The sequence below is a fragment of the Bacillus sp. FSL K6-1366 genome (genome assembly GCF_037976695.1).
Taxonomy (GTDB): domain Bacteria; phylum Bacillota; class Bacilli; order Bacillales; family Bacillaceae; genus Bacillus; species Bacillus subtilis.
The window spans coordinates 1,760,288-1,782,747 of record NZ_CP150268.1 but is presented as its reverse complement, the minus strand read 5'-3'; the positions used below and the strand labels follow the sequence as shown (position 1 = coordinate 1,782,747).

General features: G+C 44.1%; 28 protein-coding genes. 27 read left to right on the top strand and 1 reads right to left on the bottom strand.

The annotated features are described in order from the left end of the window. Positions 1-12 precede the first annotated feature (12 nt). From MHI44_RS09350 to MHI44_RS09280, 15 genes are all read left to right on the top strand, one after another. Entirely contained in the window at positions 13-570 is a 558-nt protein-coding gene (locus MHI44_RS09350) for a manganese efflux pump MntP family protein (protein WP_003227661.1), read from the top strand. Positions 571-645: 75 nt separating this feature from the next. Continuing rightward, positions 646-1,098, top strand: a complete 453-nt coding sequence (gene prpB, locus MHI44_RS09345; RefSeq protein WP_015384897.1) for a protein arginine phosphatase PrpB — start codon at positions 646-648, stop codon at positions 1,096-1,098. 156 nt (positions 1,099-1,254) lie between these two features. Next, positions 1,255-1,704 (top strand): ribose 5-phosphate isomerase B, encoded by a 450-nt coding sequence (rpiB, locus tag MHI44_RS09340; RefSeq protein ID WP_003221910.1) that lies wholly within the window; start codon positions 1,255-1,257, stop codon positions 1,702-1,704. A 12-nt stretch (positions 1,705-1,716) separates the two neighbouring features. Next, entirely contained in the window at positions 1,717-2,259 is a 543-nt protein-coding gene (locus MHI44_RS09335; RefSeq protein ID WP_029318713.1) for a TIGR01440 family protein, read from the top strand. 206 nt (positions 2,260-2,465) lie between these two features. Beyond that, a complete protein-coding gene (gene glyA, locus MHI44_RS09330; RefSeq protein WP_003227669.1) occupies positions 2,466-3,713 on the top strand; it encodes a serine hydroxymethyltransferase in 1,248 nt (415 codons plus the stop codon). 134 nt (positions 3,714-3,847) lie between these two features. After that, the gene (gene upp, locus MHI44_RS09325) at positions 3,848-4,477 is read left to right on the top strand and encodes a uracil phosphoribosyltransferase (RefSeq protein ID WP_003227670.1); all 630 of its coding nucleotides are present in this window, start codon (positions 3,848-3,850) and stop codon (positions 4,475-4,477) included. Positions 4,478-4,899: 422 nt separating this feature from the next. Beyond that, entirely contained in the window at positions 4,900-5,283 is a 384-nt protein-coding gene (gene atpI, locus MHI44_RS09320) for an ATP synthase subunit I (protein WP_003243159.1), read from the top strand. Between the two features lie 7 nt (positions 5,284-5,290). Continuing rightward, positions 5,291-6,025, top strand: coding sequence for a F0F1 ATP synthase subunit A (atpB, locus tag MHI44_RS09315; protein ID WP_003242621.1), 735 nt, complete (start codon positions 5,291-5,293; stop codon positions 6,023-6,025). A gap of 45 nt (positions 6,026-6,070) precedes the next feature. After that, positions 6,071-6,283 (top strand): F0F1 ATP synthase subunit C, encoded by a 213-nt coding sequence (atpE, locus tag MHI44_RS09310; protein ID WP_003151167.1) that lies wholly within the window; start codon positions 6,071-6,073, stop codon positions 6,281-6,283. A gap of 162 nt (positions 6,284-6,445) precedes the next feature. After that, on the top strand, positions 6,446-6,958 hold the full coding sequence (gene atpF / locus MHI44_RS09305) for a F0F1 ATP synthase subunit B (protein ID WP_003244051.1): 513 nt from the start codon (positions 6,446-6,448) through the stop codon (positions 6,956-6,958). Next, entirely contained in the window at positions 6,955-7,500 is a 546-nt protein-coding gene (locus tag MHI44_RS09300) for a F0F1 ATP synthase subunit delta (RefSeq protein WP_003243176.1), read from the top strand. The genes atpF and MHI44_RS09300 overlap by 4 nt, the downstream gene beginning before the upstream one ends. A 16-nt stretch (positions 7,501-7,516) precedes the next feature. Then, positions 7,517-9,025 (top strand): F0F1 ATP synthase subunit alpha, encoded by a 1,509-nt coding sequence (gene atpA, locus MHI44_RS09295; protein WP_014481186.1) that lies wholly within the window; start codon positions 7,517-7,519, stop codon positions 9,023-9,025. 76 nt (positions 9,026-9,101) lie between these two features. After that, the gene (gene atpG, locus MHI44_RS09290) at positions 9,102-9,965 is read left to right on the top strand and encodes an ATP synthase F1 subunit gamma (RefSeq protein ID WP_003244388.1); all 864 of its coding nucleotides are present in this window, start codon (positions 9,102-9,104) and stop codon (positions 9,963-9,965) included. Positions 9,966-9,990: 25 nt separating this feature from the next. Further along, positions 9,991-11,412 (top strand): F0F1 ATP synthase subunit beta, encoded by a 1,422-nt coding sequence (gene atpD / locus MHI44_RS09285; RefSeq protein ID WP_003227686.1) that lies wholly within the window; start codon positions 9,991-9,993, stop codon positions 11,410-11,412. A gap of 23 nt (positions 11,413-11,435) precedes the next feature. Beyond that, positions 11,436-11,834, top strand: a complete 399-nt coding sequence (locus MHI44_RS09280; RefSeq protein ID WP_021480810.1) for a F0F1 ATP synthase subunit epsilon — start codon at positions 11,436-11,438, stop codon at positions 11,832-11,834. A gap of 33 nt (positions 11,835-11,867) precedes the next feature. On the opposite strand, the gene MHI44_RS09275 is transcribed toward MHI44_RS09280, so the two are convergent. After that, positions 11,868-12,341: a hypothetical protein gene (locus MHI44_RS09275; RefSeq protein WP_339203365.1), complete on the bottom strand. Its 474-nt coding sequence runs from the start codon at positions 12,339-12,341 to the stop codon at positions 11,868-11,870. 169 nt (positions 12,342-12,510) lie between these two features. On the opposite strand from MHI44_RS09275, the gene MHI44_RS09270 reads away from it, so the two are divergent. From MHI44_RS09270 to MHI44_RS09215, 12 genes are all read left to right on the top strand, one after another. Next, positions 12,511-12,741 (top strand): DUF1146 family protein, encoded by a 231-nt coding sequence (locus MHI44_RS09270; protein WP_003227691.1) that lies wholly within the window; start codon positions 12,511-12,513, stop codon positions 12,739-12,741. A 134-nt stretch (positions 12,742-12,875) separates the two neighbouring features. Continuing rightward, positions 12,876-13,616 (top strand): YwmB family TATA-box binding protein, encoded by a 741-nt coding sequence (locus MHI44_RS09265; protein WP_015251017.1) that lies wholly within the window; start codon positions 12,876-12,878, stop codon positions 13,614-13,616. 33 nt (positions 13,617-13,649) lie between these two features. Beyond that, positions 13,650-14,960, top strand: coding sequence for a UDP-N-acetylglucosamine 1-carboxyvinyltransferase (gene murA / locus MHI44_RS09260; protein ID WP_003227695.1), 1,311 nt, complete (start codon positions 13,650-13,652; stop codon positions 14,958-14,960). Positions 14,961-15,155: 195 nt separating this feature from the next. Beyond that, a complete protein-coding gene (spoIID, locus tag MHI44_RS09255) occupies positions 15,156-16,187 on the top strand; it encodes a stage II sporulation protein D (protein ID WP_029318715.1) in 1,032 nt (343 codons plus the stop codon). Positions 16,188-16,572: 385 nt separating this feature from the next. Then, a complete protein-coding gene (locus MHI44_RS09250) occupies positions 16,573-17,256 on the top strand; it encodes a VWA domain-containing protein (protein WP_003227700.1) in 684 nt (227 codons plus the stop codon). Positions 17,257-17,386: 130 nt separating this feature from the next. Beyond that, on the top strand, positions 17,387-17,527 hold the full coding sequence (locus tag MHI44_RS09245) for a hypothetical protein (protein ID WP_003227702.1): 141 nt from the start codon (positions 17,387-17,389) through the stop codon (positions 17,525-17,527). A gap of 52 nt (positions 17,528-17,579) precedes the next feature. Continuing rightward, positions 17,580-18,254 carry a VWA domain-containing protein gene (locus tag MHI44_RS09240; RefSeq protein WP_003243553.1) on the top strand — a complete coding sequence of 225 codons (675 nt, stop codon included), beginning with the start codon at positions 17,580-17,582 and terminating at the stop codon, positions 18,252-18,254. A gap of 94 nt (positions 18,255-18,348) precedes the next feature. Beyond that, positions 18,349-18,510, top strand: coding sequence for a hypothetical protein (locus tag MHI44_RS09235; protein WP_003227706.1), 162 nt, complete (start codon positions 18,349-18,351; stop codon positions 18,508-18,510). Positions 18,511-18,611: 101 nt separating this feature from the next. Further along, positions 18,612-19,400 (top strand): formate dehydrogenase accessory sulfurtransferase FdhD, encoded by a 789-nt coding sequence (fdhD, locus tag MHI44_RS09230; RefSeq protein ID WP_003227709.1) that lies wholly within the window; start codon positions 18,612-18,614, stop codon positions 19,398-19,400. A 15-nt stretch (positions 19,401-19,415) separates the two neighbouring features. Then, positions 19,416-20,441 (top strand): GTP 3',8-cyclase MoaA, encoded by a 1,026-nt coding sequence (gene moaA / locus MHI44_RS09225; protein WP_043940213.1) that lies wholly within the window; start codon positions 19,416-19,418, stop codon positions 20,439-20,441. 191 nt (positions 20,442-20,632) lie between these two features. Then, positions 20,633-21,766, top strand: coding sequence for a response regulator aspartate phosphatase RapB (rapB, locus tag MHI44_RS09220; RefSeq protein ID WP_003227715.1), 1,134 nt, complete (start codon positions 20,633-20,635; stop codon positions 21,764-21,766). A gap of 154 nt (positions 21,767-21,920) precedes the next feature. Continuing rightward, a complete protein-coding gene (locus tag MHI44_RS09215; protein ID WP_003244390.1) occupies positions 21,921-22,400 on the top strand; it encodes a hypothetical protein in 480 nt (159 codons plus the stop codon). The last annotated feature ends 60 nt before the right edge of the window (positions 22,401-22,460 follow it).

Here is a 22,460-nt window from a genome sequence, read left to right as displayed (position 1 = left end):
GGTTATTTATGTATGTCGGATTTGTTTATAGGCGAACTGATTACATTAAGCATCATGGCGTTTGCTTTAGGGATGGATGCTTTTTCTGTCGGCCTTGGAATGGGCATGGTCAAACTTAGAAAGAAGCAGATATTCTATATTGGTTTCATCATCGGCCTCTTTCACGTCATCATGCCTCTCGCAGGGATGGCGGCCGGTAACATGCTGTCAGGGCTCCTCGGCGTGTTAGCGGTTTATATCGGTGGGGCGCTGCTTTTTGTTCTTGGGGTTCAAATGCTTATGGCCTCTTTTAAACAGTCAGAAGAACGATTCATGTCACCGGCAGGGCCGGGCTTATTGCTGTTTGCCATCGGCGTCAGCCTTGACAGCTTTTCCGTCGGCTTGAGCTTGGGGATATACGGCTCGCATCCGCTCCTCACAATTACCCTGTTCGGGCTGTTCAGCATGATGTTGACATGGCTGGGCCTGCTGGTCGGAAAACAAGTGCAGTCATGGCTTGGCACATACAGCGAAGCGCTCGGGGGCATCATATTAATCGTGTTTGGATTAAAGCTGCTTTTGCCAATTTAATATACCAATAAAAGAAACGAAGTCGCCGTTTCTTTTTTCTTCATATATAATAGAGAAAAATAAGGGGTGACTGACATGGATATTATTTTTGTCTGTACTGGAAATACGTGCCGCAGCCCAATGGCTGAGGCGCTTTTTAAATCAATTGCAGAAATGGAAGGGCTGAATGTCAATGTCCGCTCGGCAGGCGTGTTTGCTTCACCTAATGGGAAAGCGACGCCTCATGCAGTCGAAGCGCTGTTTGAAAAACACATTGCCCTTAATCATGTGTCTTCTCCATTAACTGAAGAACATATGGAGTCGGCTGATTTGGTTCTGGCTATGACCCATCAGCACAAGCAGATCATTGCCAGCCAATTTGGACGTTATCGTGATAAAGTGTTTACGTTAAAAGAATATGTCACAGGCAGCCATGGTGATGTCATCGATCCGTTCGGCGGCTCAATTGACATCTATAAACAAACGCGAGATGAGCTTGAAGAGCTTCTTCGGCAGCTGGCAAAACAGCTGAAAAAAGACCGCAGATAAGTTGTCAGAAAATCTGTAAACAGGTCATTTGCAAATCCTGCGTGAAGGAGTAGAATATAGTGAAAAGCACATCATATGGTGTGAATCAAAGAGCGGACAGGCTGCGCGGTCAATAAAGCGGGCGGGCCGCATCACACACGCTGGGAGGAAAAGCAGATGAAAGTAGCCATTGCATCGGATCATGGCGGCGTTCACATTCGAAATGAAATCAAAGAGTTAATGGACGAATTGCAAATTGAATATATTGATATGGGCTGTGACTGCGGCAGCGGCTCTGTCGATTATCCGGATTATGCTTTTCCGGTGGCCGAAAAAGTGGTTAGCGGCGAAGTTGACAGAGGCATTTTAATTTGCGGGACAGGTATCGGCATGAGCATTTCCGCTAATAAAGTAAAAGGGATTCGCTGCGCGCTGGCGCACGATACCTTCAGCGCGAAGGCGACGAGGGAGCATAATGACACAAACATCCTTGCGATGGGTGAACGGGTGATCGGACCTGGTTTGGCTCGGGAAATCGCAAAAATCTGGCTGACTACTGAGTTTACCGGGGGAAGGCACCAAACGCGTATTGGAAAAATCTCAGATTATGAAGAGAAAAACCTGTAGGGGTGCTGTTTAATGAATGAGTTGAAACAAACGTGGAAGACGATGCTGTCTGAGTTTCAGGACCAAGCAGAATTGAAACAAGATCAGCTCTTCGTCCTTGGATGCAGCACGAGCGAAGTGGCCGGCAGCCGGATCGGCACATCGGGCAGTGTAGATATCGCTGAAAGCATCTACAGCGGACTTGCCGAGCTTCGGGAAAAAACGGGAATCCATCTGGCGTTCCAATGCTGCGAGCATTTGAACAGAGCGCTTGTCGTCGAAGCAGAAACAGCCAAGCTGTTCAGGCTTCCAACCGTTTCTGCCGTGCCCGTTCCAAAAGCGGGCGGAGCGATGGCGTCTTATGCGTTTAAGCAGATGAAGTCTCCTGTTCTTGTTGAAGCCATTCAGGCTGACGCCGGAATTGATATAGGCGATACGTTTATCGGCATGCATCTGAAGCCGGTGGCTGTCCCTGTGCGTGTCTCTCAAAACAGCCTCGGTTCAGCTCATGTGACATTGGCGCGTACACGGCCGAAACTAATCGGCGGAGTGCGGGCGGTTTATGAGTGCGAATGAAAGGACTGCATAGCCAGTCTTTTCTTTTATTTTAAGACAGTGAAATAAATTCCGAACTTTAAATTAAATTTAAGTTATTAATATTCGTTTTTACCAATAAAAATTTAGATTTTTTAAAAATAATCTTTTACATCGGCCTTAAAAACCATGTACAATAGTGATGGTAAAAACAAAGAACAGGATACGGATAGGAGAGGATCTCGCTGATGAAACATTTACCTGCGCAAGACGAACAAGTGTTTAACGCCATTAAAAATGAGCGTGAGCGCCAACAGACTAAGATCGAATTGATTGCTTCTGAGAACTTTGTAAGTGAAGCGGTTATGGAAGCACAAGGATCTGTTTTGACAAATAAGTACGCAGAAGGATATCCGGGCAAACGCTACTACGGCGGATGCGAGCACGTCGATGTCGTTGAAGATATCGCCCGTGACCGCGCGAAGGAAATCTTTGGAGCGGAGCATGTAAACGTTCAGCCTCATTCAGGCGCACAAGCAAACATGGCAGTGTACTTCACGATTTTGGAGCAAGGCGATACTGTACTTGGGATGAACCTCTCCCACGGCGGCCATTTAACACACGGAAGCCCAGTCAACTTCAGCGGTGTTCAATATAACTTTGTTGAGTACGGCGTAGATAAAGAAACTCAATATATTGATTACGATGACGTGCGTGAAAAAGCCCTCGCTCATAAACCGAAGCTTATCGTAGCAGGAGCAAGTGCGTATCCTCGTACAATCGACTTTAAGAAATTCCGTGAAATTGCTGATGAAGTCGGCGCTTACTTCATGGTGGATATGGCACATATCGCAGGACTTGTTGCGGCAGGCCTTCATCCAAACCCGGTTCCTTACGCTGATTTCGTTACAACAACAACACATAAAACACTTCGCGGTCCTCGAGGCGGTATGATCCTTTGCCGTGAAGAGTTTGGCAAGAAAATTGATAAATCGATCTTCCCTGGAATTCAAGGCGGCCCGCTGATGCACGTTATTGCCGCAAAAGCTGTTTCATTCGGTGAAGTATTGCAGGACGATTTCAAAACATATGCACAAAACGTCATTTCAAACGCGAAACGTCTGGCTGAAGCCTTAACGAAAGAGGGCATCCAGCTCGTTTCAGGCGGAACAGACAACCACCTTATCCTTGTTGATCTTCGTTCGCTCGGACTGACTGGTAAGGTTGCGGAGCATGTACTTGATGAAATCGGTATTACGTCTAACAAAAACGCGATTCCATATGATCCTGAAAAACCTTTCGTAACAAGCGGCATCCGTCTTGGGACAGCTGCTGTAACCAGCCGCGGTTTTGACGGAGACGCATTAGAAGAAGTCGGTGCTATCATTGCGCTTGCATTGAAAAACCACGAAGACGAAGGAAAACTTGAAGAAGCAAGACAGCGTGTAGCTGCTCTGACTGATAAATTTCCTTTATATAAAGAATTAGATTATTAAGATCCTAAAACCCGCTTGGGCTTATGCCCGGCGGGTTTTTTGACGATGTTCTTGAAACTCAATGTCTTTTTTTGTAGAATCAATAGAAGTGTGTAATTGTTGATGGGACAATAAAAAAGGAGCTGAAACACAGTATGGGAAAGGTTTATGTATTTGATCATCCTTTAATTCAGCATAAGCTGACATATATACGGAATGAAAATACAGGTACGAAGGATTTTAGAGAGTTAGTAGATGAAGTGGCTACACTCATGGCATTTGAAATTACCCGCGATCTTCCTCTGGAAGAAGTGGATATCAATACACCGGTTCAGGCTGCGAAATCGAAAGTCATCTCAGGGAAAAAACTCGGAGTGGTTCCTATCCTCAGAGCAGGATTGGGAATGGTTGACGGCATTTTAAAGCTGATTCCTGCGGCAAAAGTGGGACATGTCGGCCTTTACCGTGATCCAGAAACCTTAAAACCCGTGGAATACTATGTCAAGCTTCCTTCTGATGTGGAAGAGCGTGAATTCATCGTGGTTGACCCGATGCTCGCTACAGGCGGTTCCGCAGTTGAAGCCATTCACAGCCTTAAAAAACGCGGTGCGAAAAATATCCGTTTCATGTGTCTTGTAGCAGCGCCGGAGGGTGTGGAAGAATTGCAGAAGCATCATTCGGACGTTGATATTTACATTGCGGCGCTAGATGAAAAATTAAATGAAAAAGGATATATTGTTCCAGGTCTCGGAGATGCGGGTGACCGCATGTTTGGAACAAAATAAAAAATGAAATCCCCAAAAGGGGGTTTCATTTTTTTATCCAGTTTTTTGCTATTCGGTGAATCTGTATACAATTATAGGTGAAAATGTGAACATTCTGTGGAGACGTAAAGTATAAAAAGTTTTTTAACTTTAAACAGATTGACACATGTTAGGGGCTATTGTATGCTAAACGAGGGTATTATGAGAAGGTTTTCATAGCTTTCATTATAGTCCTCATCCTCAATGTAAATCCTCTCAGCAAACCCGTATTATGAGGATTTATTTAAGCGAATGAAACAGCATCCCTGCAAGGCTTGCGGATGAATGATTTTTTCGAACAGGCCCGTTTTGCCGGTCAAAAAAGGTCTTCTACTAAGGGTTAACCGCTGATTTTTGCCGTATCCAAGCTATACATTATTTTTTCATCAGGAGACAGATAATTGATGGACGATCCCAAGCTTACATTTAGCAGACAACGCAAATATTTATTGTTCATTTTGGCAGTGTATGTACTGGGTTATGGTTTAACAGCGTATAAAACCGTTTTTTTAGGCCTTATTCTGGGAACTGTTTTCAGTTTGTTTAATTTTTTACTGCTCGTCAGAAGAATGAATGCTTTTGACAGAGCTGTTGAGAAAGGAAAGTCCATACGATCTCTCGGGAGCGCAGCGCGGTGGTGCAATGCGATTCTTGCTGTGGCTGTTGCCTATAAAAATCCCGAATACTTTCATATGGCAAGTACAGTTATTGGATTAATGACAATATACCCTGTCATTATGATAGATTCCTTTATCCAGCTTAAACGTTCATCAATGGAAGAGAGGTGAAAACCCTTTGAATCATGGTTACAGAACTATAGAATTTCTAGGTCTTACTTTTAATCTGACAAACATTCTGATGATTACTGTGGCGAGTGTGATTGTTTTATTGATTGCTATATTGACGACAAGAACGCTTTCGATCCGTCCCGGAAAAGCCCAGAACTTTATGGAATGGATTGTTGATTTCGTCCGCAATATTATTGGCAGTACAATGGATTTAAAAACAGGGGCTAACTTCTTGGCACTTGGTGTCACATTGCTGATGTACATATTTGTGTCGAATATGCTGGGGCTGCCGTTCTCTATTACAATCGGACATGAGCTCTGGTGGAAGTCTCCGACAGCCGATCCTGCCATTACATTAACGCTAGCCGTGATGGTTGTTGCTTTAACCCACTACTATGGTGTGAAGATGAAAGGGCTCAAGGAATATTCCAAAGACTATTTAAGACCTGTTCCATTCATGCTCCCGATGAAAATCATCGAAGAGTTTGCGAATACGCTGACTCTAGGTTTGCGGCTGTATGGTAACATCTTCGCCGGTGAGATTCTTCTCGGCCTGCTTGCGGGATTAGCAACAAGCCATTATTCGCAAAGCGTGGCTCTCGGTCTTGTCGGTACAATCGGTGCCATTCTGCCGATGCTGGCATGGCAAGCATTCAGTTTATTTATTGGTGCTATCCAGGCATTTATCTTTACAATGCTGACGATGGTGTACATGTCTCATAAAATCAGTCATGATCATTAAAACATTATATCCAAACGGATAACATTTTAAAGGAGGAACTTTTTCATGAATTTAATAGCAGCTGCGATTGCAATTGGTTTAGGCGCACTTGGTGCAGGTATTGGTAACGGTTTGATTGTTTCACGTACGGTAGAGGGGATTGCCCGTCAGCCGGAAGCAGGTAAAGAACTGAGAACTCTTATGTTCATGGGTATCGCATTAGTTGAAGCCCTTCCTATTATCGCTGTCGTTATCGCATTCTTAGCGTTCTTTGGCTAAGCATAAAAGCCTTATATGAACTAAAAATGGCGAAGATCATTCCAAGAGAACCTTCGCCATTGCTTTATGTCTGATAAGCATCCCGCCTTGCCGGCTGAAAAGAGACAAGTGCGGCTGCTGGATCAGCAAAGAAAAACCTGCAGAAGGGAGTTGCCGTAGTAGATGTCTCAATTACCACTTGAACTAGGATTGTCGTTTAACGGCGGAGATATCCTGTTCCAACTGTTAGCTATGTTAATCTTATTAGCGCTTCTGAAGAAATACGCTTTAGGGCCGCTATTAAACATAATGAAACAGCGTGAAGACCACATCGCTGGAGAAATTACGTCTGCTGAAGAAAAAAATAAAGAAGCGCAGCAGCTGATTGAAGAGCAGCGCGTTCTTTTAAAAGAAGCAAGACAGGAATCCCAAACTCTTATCGAAAACGCAAAGAAACTGGGAGAGAAGCAAAAAGAAGAGATTATTCAGGCTGCACGTGCAGAATCTGAACGTCTGAAAGAAGCAGCAAGAACTGAAATCGTGAAGGAAAAAGAACAGGCGGTTTCTGCTCTCCGTGAGCAAGTAGCGTCTCTTTCTGTCATGATTGCGTCGAAAGTGATCGAAAAAGAACTGGATGAACAAGCGCAAGAGAAATTGATCCAGGACTATCTTAAAGAGGTAGGAGAAAGCCGATGAGTGGATCAGCTGTCTCTAAACGATATGCATCAGCTCTTTTTGATATAGCCAATGAGTCCGCTCAGCTGAATCAAGTAGAAGAAGAGCTAATTGTTGTAAAACAAGTATTTCAAAATGAAAAAGCGCTTAATGATGTGTTGAACCATCCGAAGGTGCCGGCTGCGAAGAAAAAAGAGCTGATTCAAAATGCATTTGGCTCTTTGTCACAGTCCGTACTCAATACGATTTTTCTTTTGATTGACCGCCATCGTGCCGCGATTGTCCCTGAGCTCACAGATGAGTTTATCAAACTCGCAAATGTGGCCCGTCAAACAGAAGACGCAATCGTATATTCAGTGAAACCGCTGACGGATGCAGAAATGTTACCATTATCACAAGTGTTTGCAAAAAAAGCCGGAGTCGCTTCACTGAGAATCAGAAATGAAGTGCAGACGGATTTAATAGGCGGCATTAAAGTCCGCATTGGAAACCGGATTTATGACGGCAGCGTAAGCGGGAAGCTTCAGCGCATCGAACGTCAATTAGCCGGGGAAAATCGATAGAAGGGGTGAAACCTAAGTGAGCATCAAAGCTGAAGAGATTAGCACGCTGATAAAACAGCAAATACAAAATTATCAATCTGATATTGAAGTTCAAGACGTAGGTACAGTCATCCAAGTCGGTGACGGTATTGCACGTGTGCACGGCCTTGACAACTGTATGGCCGGTGAACTTGTCGAATTTTCAAACGGTGTTTTGGGTATGGCTCAAAACCTTGAAGAATCAAACGTAGGTATCGTCATCTTAGGACCTTTCAGTGAGATCCGTGAGGGAGACGAAGTAAAAAGAACAGGTCGCATCATGGAGGTTCCTGTTGGTGAAGAGTTAATCGGCCGTATTGTAAACCCGCTAGGCCAGCCGGTAGACGGACTTGGCCCGATCCTTACAAGCAAAACTCGTCCGATTGAAAGCCCTGCACCAGGCGTTATGGACCGTAAATCCGTTCATGAACCGCTTCAAACCGGTATCAAAGCGATCGATGCACTGATTCCAATCGGCCGCGGCCAGCGTGAGCTGATCATCGGTGACCGTCAAACAGGTAAAACATCTGTTGCGATCGATGCGATCCTGAACCAAAAAGACCAAGACATGATCTGCGTATATGTTGCGATCGGCCAAAAAGAATCAACAGTCCGCGGCGTAGTAGAAACATTGCGTAAACACGGCGCGCTTGATTATACAATTGTTGTAACGGCGTCTGCCTCACAGCCGGCACCGCTTCTGTACCTGGCACCGTATGCTGGGGTTACAATGGCAGAAGAATTTATGTACAGCGGCAAGCACGTTCTTGTTGTATACGATGATCTTTCTAAACAAGCGGCCGCTTACCGTGAGCTGTCCTTGCTTCTTCGCCGTCCGCCAGGCCGTGAAGCGTTCCCTGGGGATGTATTCTATCTTCATTCCCGTCTGCTTGAGCGTGCAGCAAAGCTTAGCGACGCGAAAGGCGCAGGATCAATTACAGCTCTGCCGTTCGTAGAAACACAAGCCGGAGATATCTCTGCTTATATTCCGACGAACGTCATTTCCATCACCGACGGACAGATCTTCCTGCAATCTGATTTGTTCTTCTCAGGCGTACGTCCAGCGATCAATGCCGGATTGTCTGTATCCCGCGTCGGCGGCTCAGCGCAAATCAAAGCGATGAAAAAAGTATCAGGTACTTTGCGTCTTGACCTTGCGTCATACCGTGAGCTGGAAGCATTCGCTCAATTCGGTTCTGACCTCGACCAAGCGACTCAGGCAAAACTGAACCGCGGTGCGCGTACAGTTGAAGTGCTGAAGCAGGATCTGAACAAGCCGCTTCCGGTTGAAAAGCAAGTAGCCATTCTTTATGCGCTGACAAAAGGATATCTCGATGATATTCCTGTGGCGGATATCAGACGTTTTGAAGAAGAGTACTACATGTACCTTGACCAAAACCATAAAGACCTGCTTGACGGAATTGCGAAAACAGGAAACCTTCCTGCTGATGAAGACTTCAATGCTGCAATCGAAGGCTTCAAACGCACATTTGCACCAAGCAACTAACTCGAATGCTGATGAGAGAAAAAGGTTCTCTTTTTCTCTCTTTTTACGCAGATGAAGAGAAAAGGTGGTGAAATCTTTGGCCTCATTACGCGATATTAAGTCAAGGATCACGTCAACGAAAAAAACAAGTCAGATTACAAAAGCCATGCAGATGGTATCTGCGGCTAAGCTGAATCGTGCTGAAAACAATGCAAAATCATTTGTGCCATATATGGATAAAATCCAAGAGGTTGTGTCAAACGTCGGAAGAGTTTCCGGCAACGTAAAGCATCCGATGCTTCTCAGCAGAGAAGTGAAAAAAACGGCATACCTTGTCATTACGTCTGACCGCGGTCTTGCCGGCGCTTTTAACAGTTCGGTTTTACGGAGTGCTTATCAGGCCATGCAAGAACGTCATCAGTCTAAGGATGAGTATGCGGTGATTGCCATCGGAAGAGTGGGCCGTGATTTCTTTAAGAAACGGGAGATTCCGATCATTTCCGAGTTAACAGGACTTGGGGATGAAGTAACGTTTACAGAAATTAAAGATCTTGCCCGTCAAACGATCCAAATGTTTATAGACGGTGCGTTTGATGAATTGCACCTTGTTTATAACCATTTTGTCAGCGCCATTACTCAAGAAGTAACGGAGAAAAAACTTCTGCCGTTATCTGATTTGGGCAGCGGCGGCGGAAAAAGAACGGCGTCTTATGAATTTGAACCATCTGAAGAGGAGGTTCTGGAGGTTTTGCTTCCTCAATATGCAGAAAGCTTAATCTTCGGTGCGCTTCTTGACAGTAAAGCAAGTGAGCACGCTGCAAGAATGACGGCGATGAAAAATGCGACAGACAACGCGAAGGAACTTATCGATTCACTTTCGCTTTCTTACAACCGCGCTCGCCAAGCAGCGATCACACAAGAAATTACGGAAATTGTCGGCGGAGCAGCCGCTTTAGAATAGAAAGATTTTGTCAGGAGGGATAGCGATGAAGAAAGGACGCGTTAGCCAGGTATTAGGACCGGTCGTCGACGTGCGTTTTGAAGACGGTCACTTGCCTGAAATTTATAATGCGATTAAAATTTCACAGCCAGCTGCAAGTGAAAACGAAGTAGGTATTGATTTAACGCTTGAGGTCGCTCTTCATTTAGGTGATGATACAGTCCGTACAATCGCAATGGCATCTACAGATGGTGTTCAGCGCGGTATGGAAGCTGTAGATACAGGAGCGCCAATCTCAGTACCGGTTGGTGATGTAACACTTGGACGTGTATTTAACGTTCTCGGAGAAAATATTGATTTGAATGAGCCGGTTCCTGCGGATGCGAAAAAGGATCCGATTCACAGACAGGCGCCTTCATTCGATCAGCTTTCAACAGAAGTTGAAATTCTTGAAACAGGTATTAAAGTTGTTGATTTGCTTGCTCCTTACATTAAGGGCGGTAAAATCGGATTGTTCGGTGGTGCCGGTGTAGGTAAAACCGTATTAATCCAGGAATTAATCAACAACATCGCGCAAGAGCACGGCGGTATCTCTGTATTCGCCGGCGTAGGAGAGCGTACTCGTGAAGGGAACGACCTTTTCTACGAAATGAGTGACTCTGGCGTAATCAACAAAACAGCCATGGTATTCGGACAAATGAACGAGCCGCCGGGCGCACGTATGCGTGTTGCTTTGACAGGCCTTACAATGGCTGAGCACTTCCGTGATGTACAAGGACAGGACGTACTGTTCTTCATCGATAACATTTTCCGTTTCACACAAGCGGGTTCAGAGGTTTCAGCCCTTCTTGGCCGTATGCCTTCAGCGGTTGGTTATCAGCCGACGCTTGCAACTGAGATGGGTCAGCTCCAAGAGCGTATCACGTCTACGAACGTTGGATCAGTTACATCTATCCAGGCGATCTACGTGCCTGCCGATGACTACACTGACCCGGCGCCGGCGACAACGTTCGCTCACTTGGATGCGACAACAAACCTTGAGCGTAAATTAACTGAAATGGGTATTTACCCTGCGGTTGATCCGTTGGCATCTACATCACGCGCCCTTGCTCCTGAAATTGTCGGAGAAGAGCATTATGCGGTTGCGCGTGAAGTACAGTCAACGCTTCAGCGTTACAAAGAGCTTCAAGATATCATTGCGATTCTCGGTATGGATGAATTAGGCGAGGAAGACAAACTTGTCGTTCACCGCGCTCGTCGTATCCAGTTCTTCCTTTCTCAGAACTTCCACGTGGCTGAACAGTTCACTGGACAAAAAGGTTCTTACGTGCCTGTAAAAGAGACGGTACAAGGCTTCAAAGAAATCTTAGCCGGTAAATATGACCATCTTCCAGAAGATGCATTCCGTCTTGTAGGCCGTATCGAAGAAGTTGTTGAGAAAGCAAAAGAAATGGGTGTAGAAGTTTAATCTGGTCCTAGGAGGGTAAAAGCATGAAGACCGTTAAAGTCAATATCGTTACTCCCGACGGCCCAGTATACGATGCGGATATCGAAATGGTGAGTGTGAGAGCCGAAAGCGGCGATCTCGGTATTTTGCCAGGCCATATTCCAACCGTGGCTCCTCTTAAAATCGGCGCTGTCCGTCTGAAAAAAGACGGGCAGACTGAAATGGTTGCCGTCAGCGGCGGATTTGTCGAAGTCCGTCCTGATCAGGTCACCATCCTTGCCCAGGCTGCCGAGACAGCGGAAGGCATCGATAAAGAGCGCGCTGAAGCTGCACGCCAGCGGGCGCAGGAGCGTTTGAATACTCAATCAGATGATACTGACATTCGTCGGGCTGAGCTTGCGTTACAGCGGGCTTTGAACAGATTGGATGTAGCAGGGAAATAAGAAAAAATCCTTCTCTTTATGAGAAGGATTTTTTTATGAACGCACAAGAGAATCAAACAGCGATAACAGCGGGCGATCCTCTTTTGGACGCAGGTATAAACCATCACAGGCATTCATTGTATGCCACGATTTGTGATGTCTTCTAAAGCCAAGTGTATAAGCGCCGTCTTTATAGGGATAAGGTTTTACAACCCATTCAGCATCTTCATGGCGGGCAATCACGCAATCTATAAGATAAACACTGATCATTTTCTCGAATTCTTCAATAGGAAGATTCCAATCAGCAAGCAAAAGCTCTTGTATACTTTGAAAATAAAGGTTTTCAAGCTCTTCAAGGCTTTCTCTCGTATAGGTAAGAGAAATGTTAAAAAACTGACACAATTCATTCAGTTCTTCAATCTGTGACTGTCTATAATCATAATAGAATGCAATTGCTTCCCATTCCTGATCAAAAATTGGCAGGTCCTCACCATATTGCTTTTCAGGCTGAAAAAAAGAATGATTCACATTTGCCAGCTCCTTTCCAATAAAGTATACCATGTAAAAGAATCGCACTTTAAGCGGGGATTAGCCCTAGATTTGGGTGATTATTCCGTTCTGTATAAAATGTATCATCTTTATCTGTGCTTCTTATATAATAAGAAAGGGTATGAACGCAGAGAAAGGAGTGTAATAGATGAGTGTATTGGGACAGCAGGCTGCAATCGGCATTGTCGTTCACCTGATTTTTATAGCAGTGACTTGGTGGGCGTTGCAAGCCGTCAATATAGATCCGTTAATAAAAAAAGGCAAAGTCGTGCAGGCAAGACTCCTGATGATTTTGCTGACAATCGCCATTGGAACGGCCGTTGCCAATTTCTTTTTAGATTACCTCAATTATTCACAGCAGCTTCCCTATCTATTTTAATAGGTTTTGAACATTATTATCATTAAATGGTTGGGAGAAGCGGGTTGAGGCGAATAGCTCGAGTTTTGACGAAGATTTTTACGTATGGCGCCTCTTGCCTCCGGTAAAACTGGGGATAAGGGGGAGAGATGAACATGAAGAAAAAACAAGTAAGCCACTCTATTATCATTTCCGTCATGTTAAGCTTCGTCATTGCTGTTTTCCATACCATTCATGCGAGTGAATTAACGCCGTTAGCACAGATGGCAGAGGGGATGGAACGCCAAGATGTGCTAATAGATAAGTGGACATTGCATGCAAAACAAAACATGTCACTGACCGAAAAAGAATTTTATCAAAAAGTGCAACGTTTAAAATCAGAGTATCGTCAATATGATTGGACGATTGCACAGGAAGATAAAGTCGTAAAGGCAATTGGCACATATACTGACAAAAAAAATCGCACTTCTTTTAGACTGCAGCTTGTCACAACCCTCAAAAAACACAATCCAACTTCGTATTTATTATATGAGCAAATGAGTCTAGAGACACCGGATAGCTGGAATGATACATATGAACAGTTTGAACGGGAGACACTTGGGATATTCCAAGAAAAAGTAGTTATTTTTACTTGTCTAAATGGTCACTTAGATGATAATATGAATATTGTTTTGCAAAAAAAAGCAAATCAGTTATTAAATGAATTTCAAGCAAGATCAGTAGAACATGTAGTTGAGCCAAATTTCGTTTCTATTTCTGCGTTTACAGATGAGTGGGAAGAGTACATTATGACCTCGAAACATAAAATGAATTTGCAAATTGCACTTAGAAGTGCAGGAATGGGCGGAAAACATACCGTTACGGTTGGCACACCAATCGTTACGACTGAATATTAATATAGAGAATTTAGGGACGCGGAGGGGAATACCTTGGAAAAAATCATCGTCCGCGGCGGTCAGAAGTTAAACGGCACAGTCAAAGTTGAAGGCGCTAAAAATGCCGTTTTACCTGTTATCGCTGCATCTTTATTAGCAAGTGAAGAAAAAAGCGTAATTTGTGATGTACCTACGCTCTCCGATGTATATACAATTAACGAAGTGTTGCGTCATTTAGGAGCAGATGTGCATTTTGAAAATAATGAAGTGACTGTAAATGCTTCATACGCTTTGCAAACTGAAGCACCTTTTGAATATGTTCGTAAAATGCGTGCGTCTGTGCTTGTCATGGGGCCGCTTCTTGCGCGTACAGGTCATGCAAGAGTTGCACTTCCGGGCGGATGCGCAATTGGTTCCAGACCGATTGATCAGCATTTAAAAGGTTTTGAAGCAATGGGCGCAGAAATCAAAGTCGGTAATGGCTTCATTGAAGCGGAAGTAAAAGGCCGACTGCAAGGCGCAAAAATTTATCTGGACTTCCCAAGTGTAGGAGCTACAGAGAACCTGATTATGGCAGCCGCTCTAGCTGAAGGAACAACAACGCTGGAAAACGTGGCAAAAGAACCCGAAATCGTTGATTTAGCAAACTATATCAACGGCATGGGCGGAAAAATCCGCGGAGCTGGCACCGGCACCATCAAAATTGAAGGAGTCGAAAAGCTTCACGGCGTAAAACACCATATTATTCCTGACCGTATTGAAGCGGGCACATTTATGGTTGCTGCTGCAATCACTGAAGGAAACGTATTAGTAAAAGGAGCGGTTCCTGAGCACCTCACCTCTTTAATTGCAAAAATGGAAGAGATGGGTGTAACAATTAAGGATGAAGGTGAAGGCCTGCGTGTCATCGGCCCGAAAGAACTTAAACCGATTGACATCAAAACAATGCCTCACCCAGGCTTCCCGACTGATATGCAGTCACAAATGATGGCGCTTCTGCTTCGTGCAAGCGGCACAAGCATGATTACAGAAACCGTTTTTGAAAACCGTTTTATGCATGCGGAAGAATTCCGCCGTATGAATGGTGATATCAAGATTGAAGGACGTTCTGTCATCATTAACGGTCCTGTACAGCTTCAGGGAGCTGAAGTTGCAGCGACTGATTTGCGTGCAGGTGCAGCGCTGATTCTTGCGGGGTTAGTGGCTGAAGGTCACACACGTGTTACTGAATTGAAGCACTTAGACCGCGGTTACGTTGATTTCCATCAGAAGCTTGCCGCTCTGGGCGCAGACATCGAACGTGTAAATGATGAGTCTGCTTCTGAGCAAGAGAATAAAGAAGTCGTTTCTGACTTAAATGCATAAACTTACTTGAAAATCAGTATGTCACTCTGGCATACTGGTTTTTTATTTTTTGTGTATTATCATCATTATGCGCAAAATAGCAAAAAAGAATACGTAAATGACAAATAAAGTTTCTGTCCAAAACGAGAGTCATATTAGCTTGTCCCTGCCCATAGACTAGACTAGAGTCGAATCCCGAGCAGGAGGCAGCTGAATATGAAACAATTCGCAATCACACTATCCGTACTATGTGCATTGATTCTCTTGGTTCCCACACTCTTGGTTATACCATTCCAGCATAATAAGGAAGCGGGGGCCAGCGTAGAATCAGAAAAGACAGCAGTCAGCACGAAACCAGCATCGAAAGGAGCAGAAACATTGAAAGCTTCACCTGTTTCTATTCCCGTCTATCGAACCGCAAATCAATCCGTAGAAGACATTCCGCTTGAAGAGTATGTGATTGGAGTCGTCGCCTCCGAAATGCCGGCAACCTTTGAATCTGAAGCACTGAAAGCCCAGGCCCTCGCCGCCAGAACATTTATTGTCAGACTGATGGTGTCAAATTCAGCGGTTGAGGCTCCTAAAGGCTCACTGGTGGATGATACACAGATGTTCCAGGTGTATAAAAACAAAGCGGAGCTGAAAAAACAGTGGGGCACAAGCTATGAGACAAAACTGAAGAAAATCACAGCTGCGGTAGCCAGTACGCAAGGCAAAATCTTAACGTACAACAACCAGCCGATTGAAGCCTCCTTTTTCTCCACAAGCAACGGCTACACAGAGAATGCAGAAGCATATTGGACAAGTGCTATCCCATATTTAAAAAGCGTCAAAAGCCCATGGGATAAAAAGTCTCCGAAATATAAGGCAACGAAAACCTTTACAGCGGCAGAATTTCAGCAAAAGCTTGGCGTCAAGCTGGATGGATCTAGCGCAGTAGGGAAGATTACCGGCGAGACACCGGGCCACCAGGTTGCAACTGCCGTCATTAACGGCAAGACGCTGAAAGGAAGAGACATACGTGAAAAGCTGGGTCTCAACTCCGCAGATTTTGAATGGAAGCGAAATGGAGACACAATTACAGTCACGACGAGAGGATTTGGCCACGGTGTGGGGATGAGCCAATACGGAGCGAATTTTATGGCGAAAGAAGGCAAAACGGTTGATGACATTGTAAAGTATTATTACCAAGGCACACAAATTTCTGAGGCAGATTCGTTTTTGAATAAATATATGGCGAAAAAGTAGAAAAAGACGCTCATTGGGCGTCTTTTTCTGTTCCTGAATATCTTTTATCTAAGAGCAGCTGAAACGGTTTAGAGGAGCTTCTGACCGTCTTTAAGGATCAGTCCTTTTTTCCTGATTTCAGGCTTTGAGATTGTGGTAAAGTCATCCACATTTGTCGACAGACTTCGACAGACTCATATAACGAAAGCCGAAAGGCGGACAATCTTCTCTTTTCATAGGGGCGTTAGGTGGAAATCACTAATAAAAACATAGGTTTCTATGCAAAAGTAAACAACAGCAATGGGGAAGCCCGCCCTATTTATTTCTCGGTTTTTGTTGATTACGATAGATTATGTTCAGCGTTGAACATCTGCACGCAGAAACAAATTGGTAAAGGGGTACGAACATGAAGAAAAGATTTTCACTGATCATGATGACAGGATTGCTATTTGGATTAACTTCACCTGCTTTTGCAGCTGAAAAGACAGAAACGGAGGCTAAAGCGCCGGCGAACGTGGCGGTCTTGCTTGATGCCAGCGGAAGTATGGCGAAAAGAATAGACGGTGTATCTAAATTTAATTCAGCCAAAAAAGAAATTTCAAAGTTTGCGAGCTCACTGCCAGAAGGAACTCAGGTGAAAATGAGCGTGTTTGGCTCTGAAGGAAATAATAAAAATTCCGGAAAAGTTCAGTCATGCGAAGCCATTCGCAACGTATACGGCTTCCAAAGCTTTAACGAGCAAAGCTTCCTCAATTCTCTCAATACAATTGGGCCTACTGGCTGGACGCCAATTGCCAAAGCGCTGAACGAGGCGAAATCTTCTTTTGACCAGCTTGATGCAAAAGGGGAAAAAGTGGTGTATCTGTTGACAGACGGTGAGGAAACGTGCGGAGGAAACCCGATTAAAACCGCAAAGGAACTGCAAAAAGACAATATCACTGTTAATGTGATCGGCTTTGATTATAAAGAGGGATACAAAGGCCAGCTGAACGCAATTGCGAAAGTAGGCGGCGGTGAATACTTCCCGGCTTATACCCAAAAAGATGTTGAGAAAATTTTCACTCAGCAATCACTAATGTTATCTAAATAAGAAAAAAGAGGCTGGTGATGGTCAGCCTCTTTTTGTATGTAACAAAAACTTCAAAACTAATTAGCTGTCTGCCTGTAGCATAGTAGCAGATTTCCGTTTTTCTGTCATAATCAAGGCGAAAAAAGAATGAATGATCACACAAGCTGTTTATGCTTTCTGGGCGGAAATGGCTAAAAATGAACGGCATTTCAAGCGATTTTGGACAGATCGTGAAAGCAGCACAAAAGGCAGCATGTCCTATATCTTTTTGCATTTTCGTATTCTAGCATAAAGAAGAATCCAACATATAGTTGGAAAATATGAAAAAGAAAGGAAGTAATCATATGAAAAAATTGCTGGCTGCCGGTATCATTGGATTGTTGACTGTTTCCATTGCCTCCCCGTCTTTTGCCGCTGAGAAACAGGCTGATACAAATGTAGCTGTTTTGTTTGACGGAAGCGGAAGCATGGTTCAAAAAACAGGAGGAGAGCGCAAAATAGACATTGCCAAAAAATCAGTAAAATCTTTTGCCGAACTTCTTCCGAAGGATACAAATCTTATGCTTCGCGTTTTCGGGCATGCAGGGAACAATAAACTGTCCGGTAAAGCCCTTTCGTGCAGTACGACGGAAACCATTTACGGCCTTCATCCATATGAAGGGTCTCTGTTTGACAATTCATTGAGTGAGCTCAAGCCGACTGGATGGACACCGATTGCCAAAGCACTTGCAGACACAAGAAAAGAATTTGAAGCATTTGACGCAGACGGGAAAAACGTGGTGTATTTAATCACTGACGGTGAAGAAACGTGCGGCGGAGACCCTGCGGCAGAAATCGAAAAGCTCCGTGCATCAAATGTGGATACGATTGTAAACATCATTGGCTTCAACTTTGATGTCAAGGGTAATGAAGAGATGAAACAAGCAGCTGTCGCTGGCGGTGGAGAATATATTTCAGCGAACAGTGCGGATGAGTTCGAACAGGCTTGGGAAAAAGAAGCACAAAAATTTACTGAGTAAGGAACCTAAAGATCAGGCGCTCCCCCAGGCGCCTTTTTTTATTGGTTTAAAAACAATTTGGGCGGGAATCATACCCTAAAAAGGGGTTGAACATATGAAATTATTCGGAATGATTTTTCTTATAGCCACCGTTGCATTCATATTGCTTGGTGTTCTTCTAAAACTGGCAGCCTTCTTTTTTGTCAGCATTCTCACCTTGATCGCAGCTATTGTGCTGTTTACGGTTCTGAAAAAGAATCAGCATAATCAAACATAGAGTCCTTTATATAGAGGGCTCTTTTTGTGTCTCAGAATTCGACAAAATCCGAGGAGTGTGAAAAAATATAAAGGCAGGAACATTGCGGAGGGGAAGAGACATTGAACGATAAAGTAACTGCGGTCAGGGATGTATGGCGCTATGAACAAGGGGAAATAAGCAAAGTAGAAGACCGGATGGTGACGGAATTCCCTTTGACAGTAATACTGAATGGCAGTGAATTTGTGACGCTCGTTTGTACGCCTGAGCATATCGAAGAGCTTGTCATCGGATTTCTCGCATCAGAGGGTGTTATACGATTTCAAAAAGAAATTAAAAGGTTTACAATAGATGAAAGTCTCGGTTTTGTATATGTCGACCTCGTTCACCCTGAGACATTGGATCAAAAGGATTATACGAAACGGGTGATCGGCTCATGCTGCGGAAAGGGCCGTCATTTTTATTTTCAGCAGGATGTCAAAACAGCCAAGACGGCTGTCAGCCAAATCAAGATATCGCCTGAGGCATGTCTGGCGCTTATGAAAGACATGCAGCAAGGGAGCGGGACGTTTCAGGATACGGGAGGCGTCCATAATGCGGCGCTTTGCGACACAGAGAAGCTTCTGTTGATGCGCACCGATATCGGTCGGCACAACGCACTTGATAAACTATACGGACACTGCCTTCTAAACGGGATGTCCGTACGCGACAAACTGATTGTGTTCAGCGGCAGAATCTCATCAGAGGTCCTGTTAAAAGCGGCCAAAATCGGCGTGTCGATTGTCATTTCCAAATCGGCCCCGACGGAGCTTGCGATTCAAATGGCTGAAGAATTGAATATCACAGCGATTGGATTTGTCAGAAACGGATCATTTAATGTATATACACACCCTGAGAGAATCAGGGAGTAGGAAGGGGCTGTAGCTATGATTACAGAGTCGCGTCAGATGTTGGATAAAAGAAACAGACCGCTGAGAGACCTTCGCATTTCTGTTACAGACCGCTGCAACTTCCGATGCACGTACTGTATGCCCGCCGAATTATTCGGCCCGGATTATCCTTTTTTAAAGAAAGAGGAGCTGCTTTCATTTGAGGAGCTGGAACGGCTTGCGACATTGTTTGTCACAAGATTTGGCGTTGAAAAAATCCGCTTGACCGGCGGAGAGCCCCTCATGAGAAAGGATATGCCGGAATTAATCAAAAAACTGACCCGCATACCGGGTATTCGTGACATCGCGATGACGACAAACGGATCACTGCTGCCTGTTTATGCTAAGAGGCTCAAGGAGGCTGGGCTGAAAAGGGTTACGATCAGCCTTGATTCTTTAGAAGACGAGCGTTTTAAGAAGATAAACGGGCGCGGTGTTTCTGTCAGCAAGGTGCTGGAAGGCATTGAAGCGGCGAAGCAAGCGGGGCTCGGTGTTAAAATCAATATGGTCGTTCAAAAAGGCGTCAATGAAAAAGATATACTGCCTATGGCCCGTTATTTTAAAGAAAAAGGGCATATCCTGAGATTCATTGAATTTATGGACGTAGGCAACACCAACCAATGGGAAAAGAAAGACGTCATGACAAAGGCGGAAATCATAGATTTGATCAATAAACACATGCCGGTTGAGCCGATAGCGCCTAATTATATAGGCGAAGTGGCTTCCAGATTCCGCTACTTGGACGGCTCCGGAGAAATTGGCGTCATATCATCTGTATCTGATGCATTCTGCGGATCTTGCAACAGAGCCCGTCTTTCTGCGAGAGGAGAGCTGTTTACCTGCTTATTCGCTTCAAGCGGATTTGACCTCAGAGCTCCGGTTCGCCAGGAATTAAGTGATGACGAACTATCAGAAATGATCGGGACAGTATGGAAAAATCGGATCGATCAGTATTCAGTCGATCGTACGCTATCAAAAGCATCTGGCAAAAAGAAAGTGGAAATGTCTTATATTGGCGGTTAATTTGAAGTCAAAAGCTTATCGGCACTGTCCGGTAAGCTTTTTTATTAGAATCCGAGTGCAAAAAATACGTAGAAAAACCGAAATATATAAGGATAGGCATAAAGAAGGAATCATTGTAAGAAAATTTAATTCCAAAGCCATACATTATGATAAAATATAACCAATTAGAAAATAGAAAGGGTTGGAGGGGCATGGCCGCGTACGAGATCCCGTCATCTCAAGTAGGAGTGAAAATCAATAAGTGGTATAAGCACATTTTAGCATTTCAAGTGGCTGATGCCGTAAAGCTGAAAGAAGAAATTGATCTAGATATCGAACAGATGGAAGAGGATCAGCTGCTTCTCCTGTATTATCAGCTGATCAGCTACCGGCACCAAATTATGCTGGATTATGTAAAGCCTGACCTGCACGAGGAATCTCAGCTTCAATATCGTGAATTGATCAAAACGCTGGAAAGCAATCAGGACAGCATCTCCGGATTATCTGAGTATTATTTTCACTTGTTTAGAGGAATGTACGAATTTGAACAGAACAATTACATCTCGGCTATATCCTTTTATCGGAAAGCTGAGAAGATGCTTGCGTTTGTAGAAGATGAAATTGAAAGAGCGGAATTTCATTTTAAAGTGGCGGAAGTCTTTTATATTATGAAGCAGACGCACTTTTCCATGAACCATGCTGTACAGGCGCTGGAGACGTATAAGGCTCACGATTTTTACAGAGTCAGAAGAATTCAATGCCATTTCGTCATATCAGGAAACTACATTGACTACAGAAATTATGAAAAAGCGCTTGAACATTTAGATGACGCGTATCGCCTTGCTTTATTGGAAGGACAGCCCCGTTTGATCGGATCAGCCCTTTATAATATTGGTAATTGCTATGATGACAAGGGGGAGCTGGATCAGGCCGCCGAATACTTTGAAAAAGCGCTTCCTGTCTTCGAGGATTATCAGCTGGAACAGCTTCCAAAAGCGCTCTTCAGCCTGACTCGCGTTCTTTTCAAAAAACAAGATAGCGAAGCCGCGATACGGTACTATGAAAAAGGGATTGCCATTGCCCAAAAACGAAACGACTTCTTCAGTCTGGCAAAATATAAATTTCTGCAGGCATTATATGTGGAATCTGTCAATTTGAATATGATTCAAGAAGTATTTGATTATATGGAAGAAAAGGGCCTGTATGTATATATTGAAGAATTTGCTTTAGATGCTGCCTCTTATTTCAGTCATCGCGAACAATATAAAGAAGCGGTGTATTTTTATGAAAAAGCGGTCAGCATGAGAGAGATGATTCAAAGGAACGATTGTTTATATGAAGTATGAGACAAAACCATCTGCTGGCAGATGGTTTTTTTTATGCAAAAAAAGGGGAGCATCGGAACGTTTATTTCCGGGGAGAACAGGAAAAATCGCTACAGCACTGTTTTTTGAACAAAAGCCGTTTTGGGATGCAGATATGCATGTGAGGGGGAATTCAATGTTTGGTTTTAATGATATGGTGAAGTTTCTGTGGTCTTTCCTCATTGTTCTGCCGCTTGTACAGATTATACATGTTTCAGGGCACAGCTTTATGGCTTTTATTTTTGGCGGAAAGGGATCGTTGGATATAGGCATGGGAAAAACGCTGCTTAAAATTGGACCCATACGGTTCAGAACGATTTATTTTATCGATTCTTTTTGCCGGTACGGGGAGTTGAAAATTGACAATCGATTCTCAAATGCACTCGTGTATGCAGGGGGCTGCTTGTTTAACCTCATCACGATTTTTGCAATCAATCTGCTGATTATACACAGTGTATTAAAGCCGAATGTGTTTTTCTATCAGTTTGTCTATTTTTCTACGTATTATGTGTTTTTTGCCCTGCTGCCGGTCCGATATTCGGAGAAAAAGTCATCAGACGGGCTGGCGATATACAAGGTGCTCCGTTACGGAGAGCGCTACGAAATCGATAAATAACATTAGAATGTTTATTGCCTCTCAGATCGGGAAGGTAACAAGTACACACATAATTGAGAG

What these genes read in the sequence shown, in the direction of transcription:
- MHI44_RS09350 (WP_003227661.1), top strand. Translation starts at nt 13, where the DNA reads ATGTCGGATTTGTTTATAGGCGAACTGATTACATTAAGCATCATGGCG.
- prpB (WP_015384897.1), top strand. Translation starts at nt 646, where the DNA reads ATGGATATTATTTTTGTCTGTACTGGAAATACGTGCCGCAGCCCAATG.
- rpiB (WP_003221910.1), top strand. Translation starts at nt 1,255, where the DNA reads ATGAAAGTAGCCATTGCATCGGATCATGGCGGCGTTCACATTCGAAAT.
- MHI44_RS09335 (WP_029318713.1), top strand. Translation starts at nt 1,717, where the DNA reads ATGAATGAGTTGAAACAAACGTGGAAGACGATGCTGTCTGAGTTTCAG.
- glyA (WP_003227669.1), top strand. Translation starts at nt 2,466, where the DNA reads ATGAAACATTTACCTGCGCAAGACGAACAAGTGTTTAACGCCATTAAA.
- upp (WP_003227670.1), top strand. Translation starts at nt 3,848, where the DNA reads ATGGGAAAGGTTTATGTATTTGATCATCCTTTAATTCAGCATAAGCTG.
- atpI (WP_003243159.1), top strand. Translation starts at nt 4,900, where the DNA reads ATGGACGATCCCAAGCTTACATTTAGCAGACAACGCAAATATTTATTG.
- atpE (WP_003151167.1), top strand. Translation starts at nt 6,071, where the DNA reads ATGAATTTAATAGCAGCTGCGATTGCAATTGGTTTAGGCGCACTTGGT.
- atpF (WP_003244051.1), top strand. Translation starts at nt 6,446, where the DNA reads ATGTCTCAATTACCACTTGAACTAGGATTGTCGTTTAACGGCGGAGAT.
- MHI44_RS09300 (WP_003243176.1), top strand. Translation starts at nt 6,955, where the DNA reads ATGAGTGGATCAGCTGTCTCTAAACGATATGCATCAGCTCTTTTTGAT.
- atpD (WP_003227686.1), top strand. Translation starts at nt 9,991, where the DNA reads ATGAAGAAAGGACGCGTTAGCCAGGTATTAGGACCGGTCGTCGACGTG.
- MHI44_RS09280 (WP_021480810.1), top strand. Translation starts at nt 11,436, where the DNA reads ATGAAGACCGTTAAAGTCAATATCGTTACTCCCGACGGCCCAGTATAC.
- MHI44_RS09270 (WP_003227691.1), top strand. Translation starts at nt 12,511, where the DNA reads ATGAGTGTATTGGGACAGCAGGCTGCAATCGGCATTGTCGTTCACCTG.
- MHI44_RS09265 (WP_015251017.1), top strand. Translation starts at nt 12,876, where the DNA reads ATGAAGAAAAAACAAGTAAGCCACTCTATTATCATTTCCGTCATGTTA.
- spoIID (WP_029318715.1), top strand. Translation starts at nt 15,156, where the DNA reads ATGAAACAATTCGCAATCACACTATCCGTACTATGTGCATTGATTCTC.
- MHI44_RS09250 (WP_003227700.1), top strand. Translation starts at nt 16,573, where the DNA reads ATGAAGAAAAGATTTTCACTGATCATGATGACAGGATTGCTATTTGGA.
- MHI44_RS09245 (WP_003227702.1), top strand. Translation starts at nt 17,387, where the DNA reads ATGATCACACAAGCTGTTTATGCTTTCTGGGCGGAAATGGCTAAAAAT.
- MHI44_RS09240 (WP_003243553.1), top strand. Translation starts at nt 17,580, where the DNA reads ATGAAAAAATTGCTGGCTGCCGGTATCATTGGATTGTTGACTGTTTCC.
- MHI44_RS09235 (WP_003227706.1), top strand. Translation starts at nt 18,349, where the DNA reads ATGAAATTATTCGGAATGATTTTTCTTATAGCCACCGTTGCATTCATA.
- moaA (WP_043940213.1), top strand. Translation starts at nt 19,416, where the DNA reads ATGATTACAGAGTCGCGTCAGATGTTGGATAAAAGAAACAGACCGCTG.
- rapB (WP_003227715.1), top strand. Translation starts at nt 20,633, where the DNA reads ATGGCCGCGTACGAGATCCCGTCATCTCAAGTAGGAGTGAAAATCAAT.
- MHI44_RS09215 (WP_003244390.1), top strand. Translation starts at nt 21,921, where the DNA reads ATGTTTGGTTTTAATGATATGGTGAAGTTTCTGTGGTCTTTCCTCATT.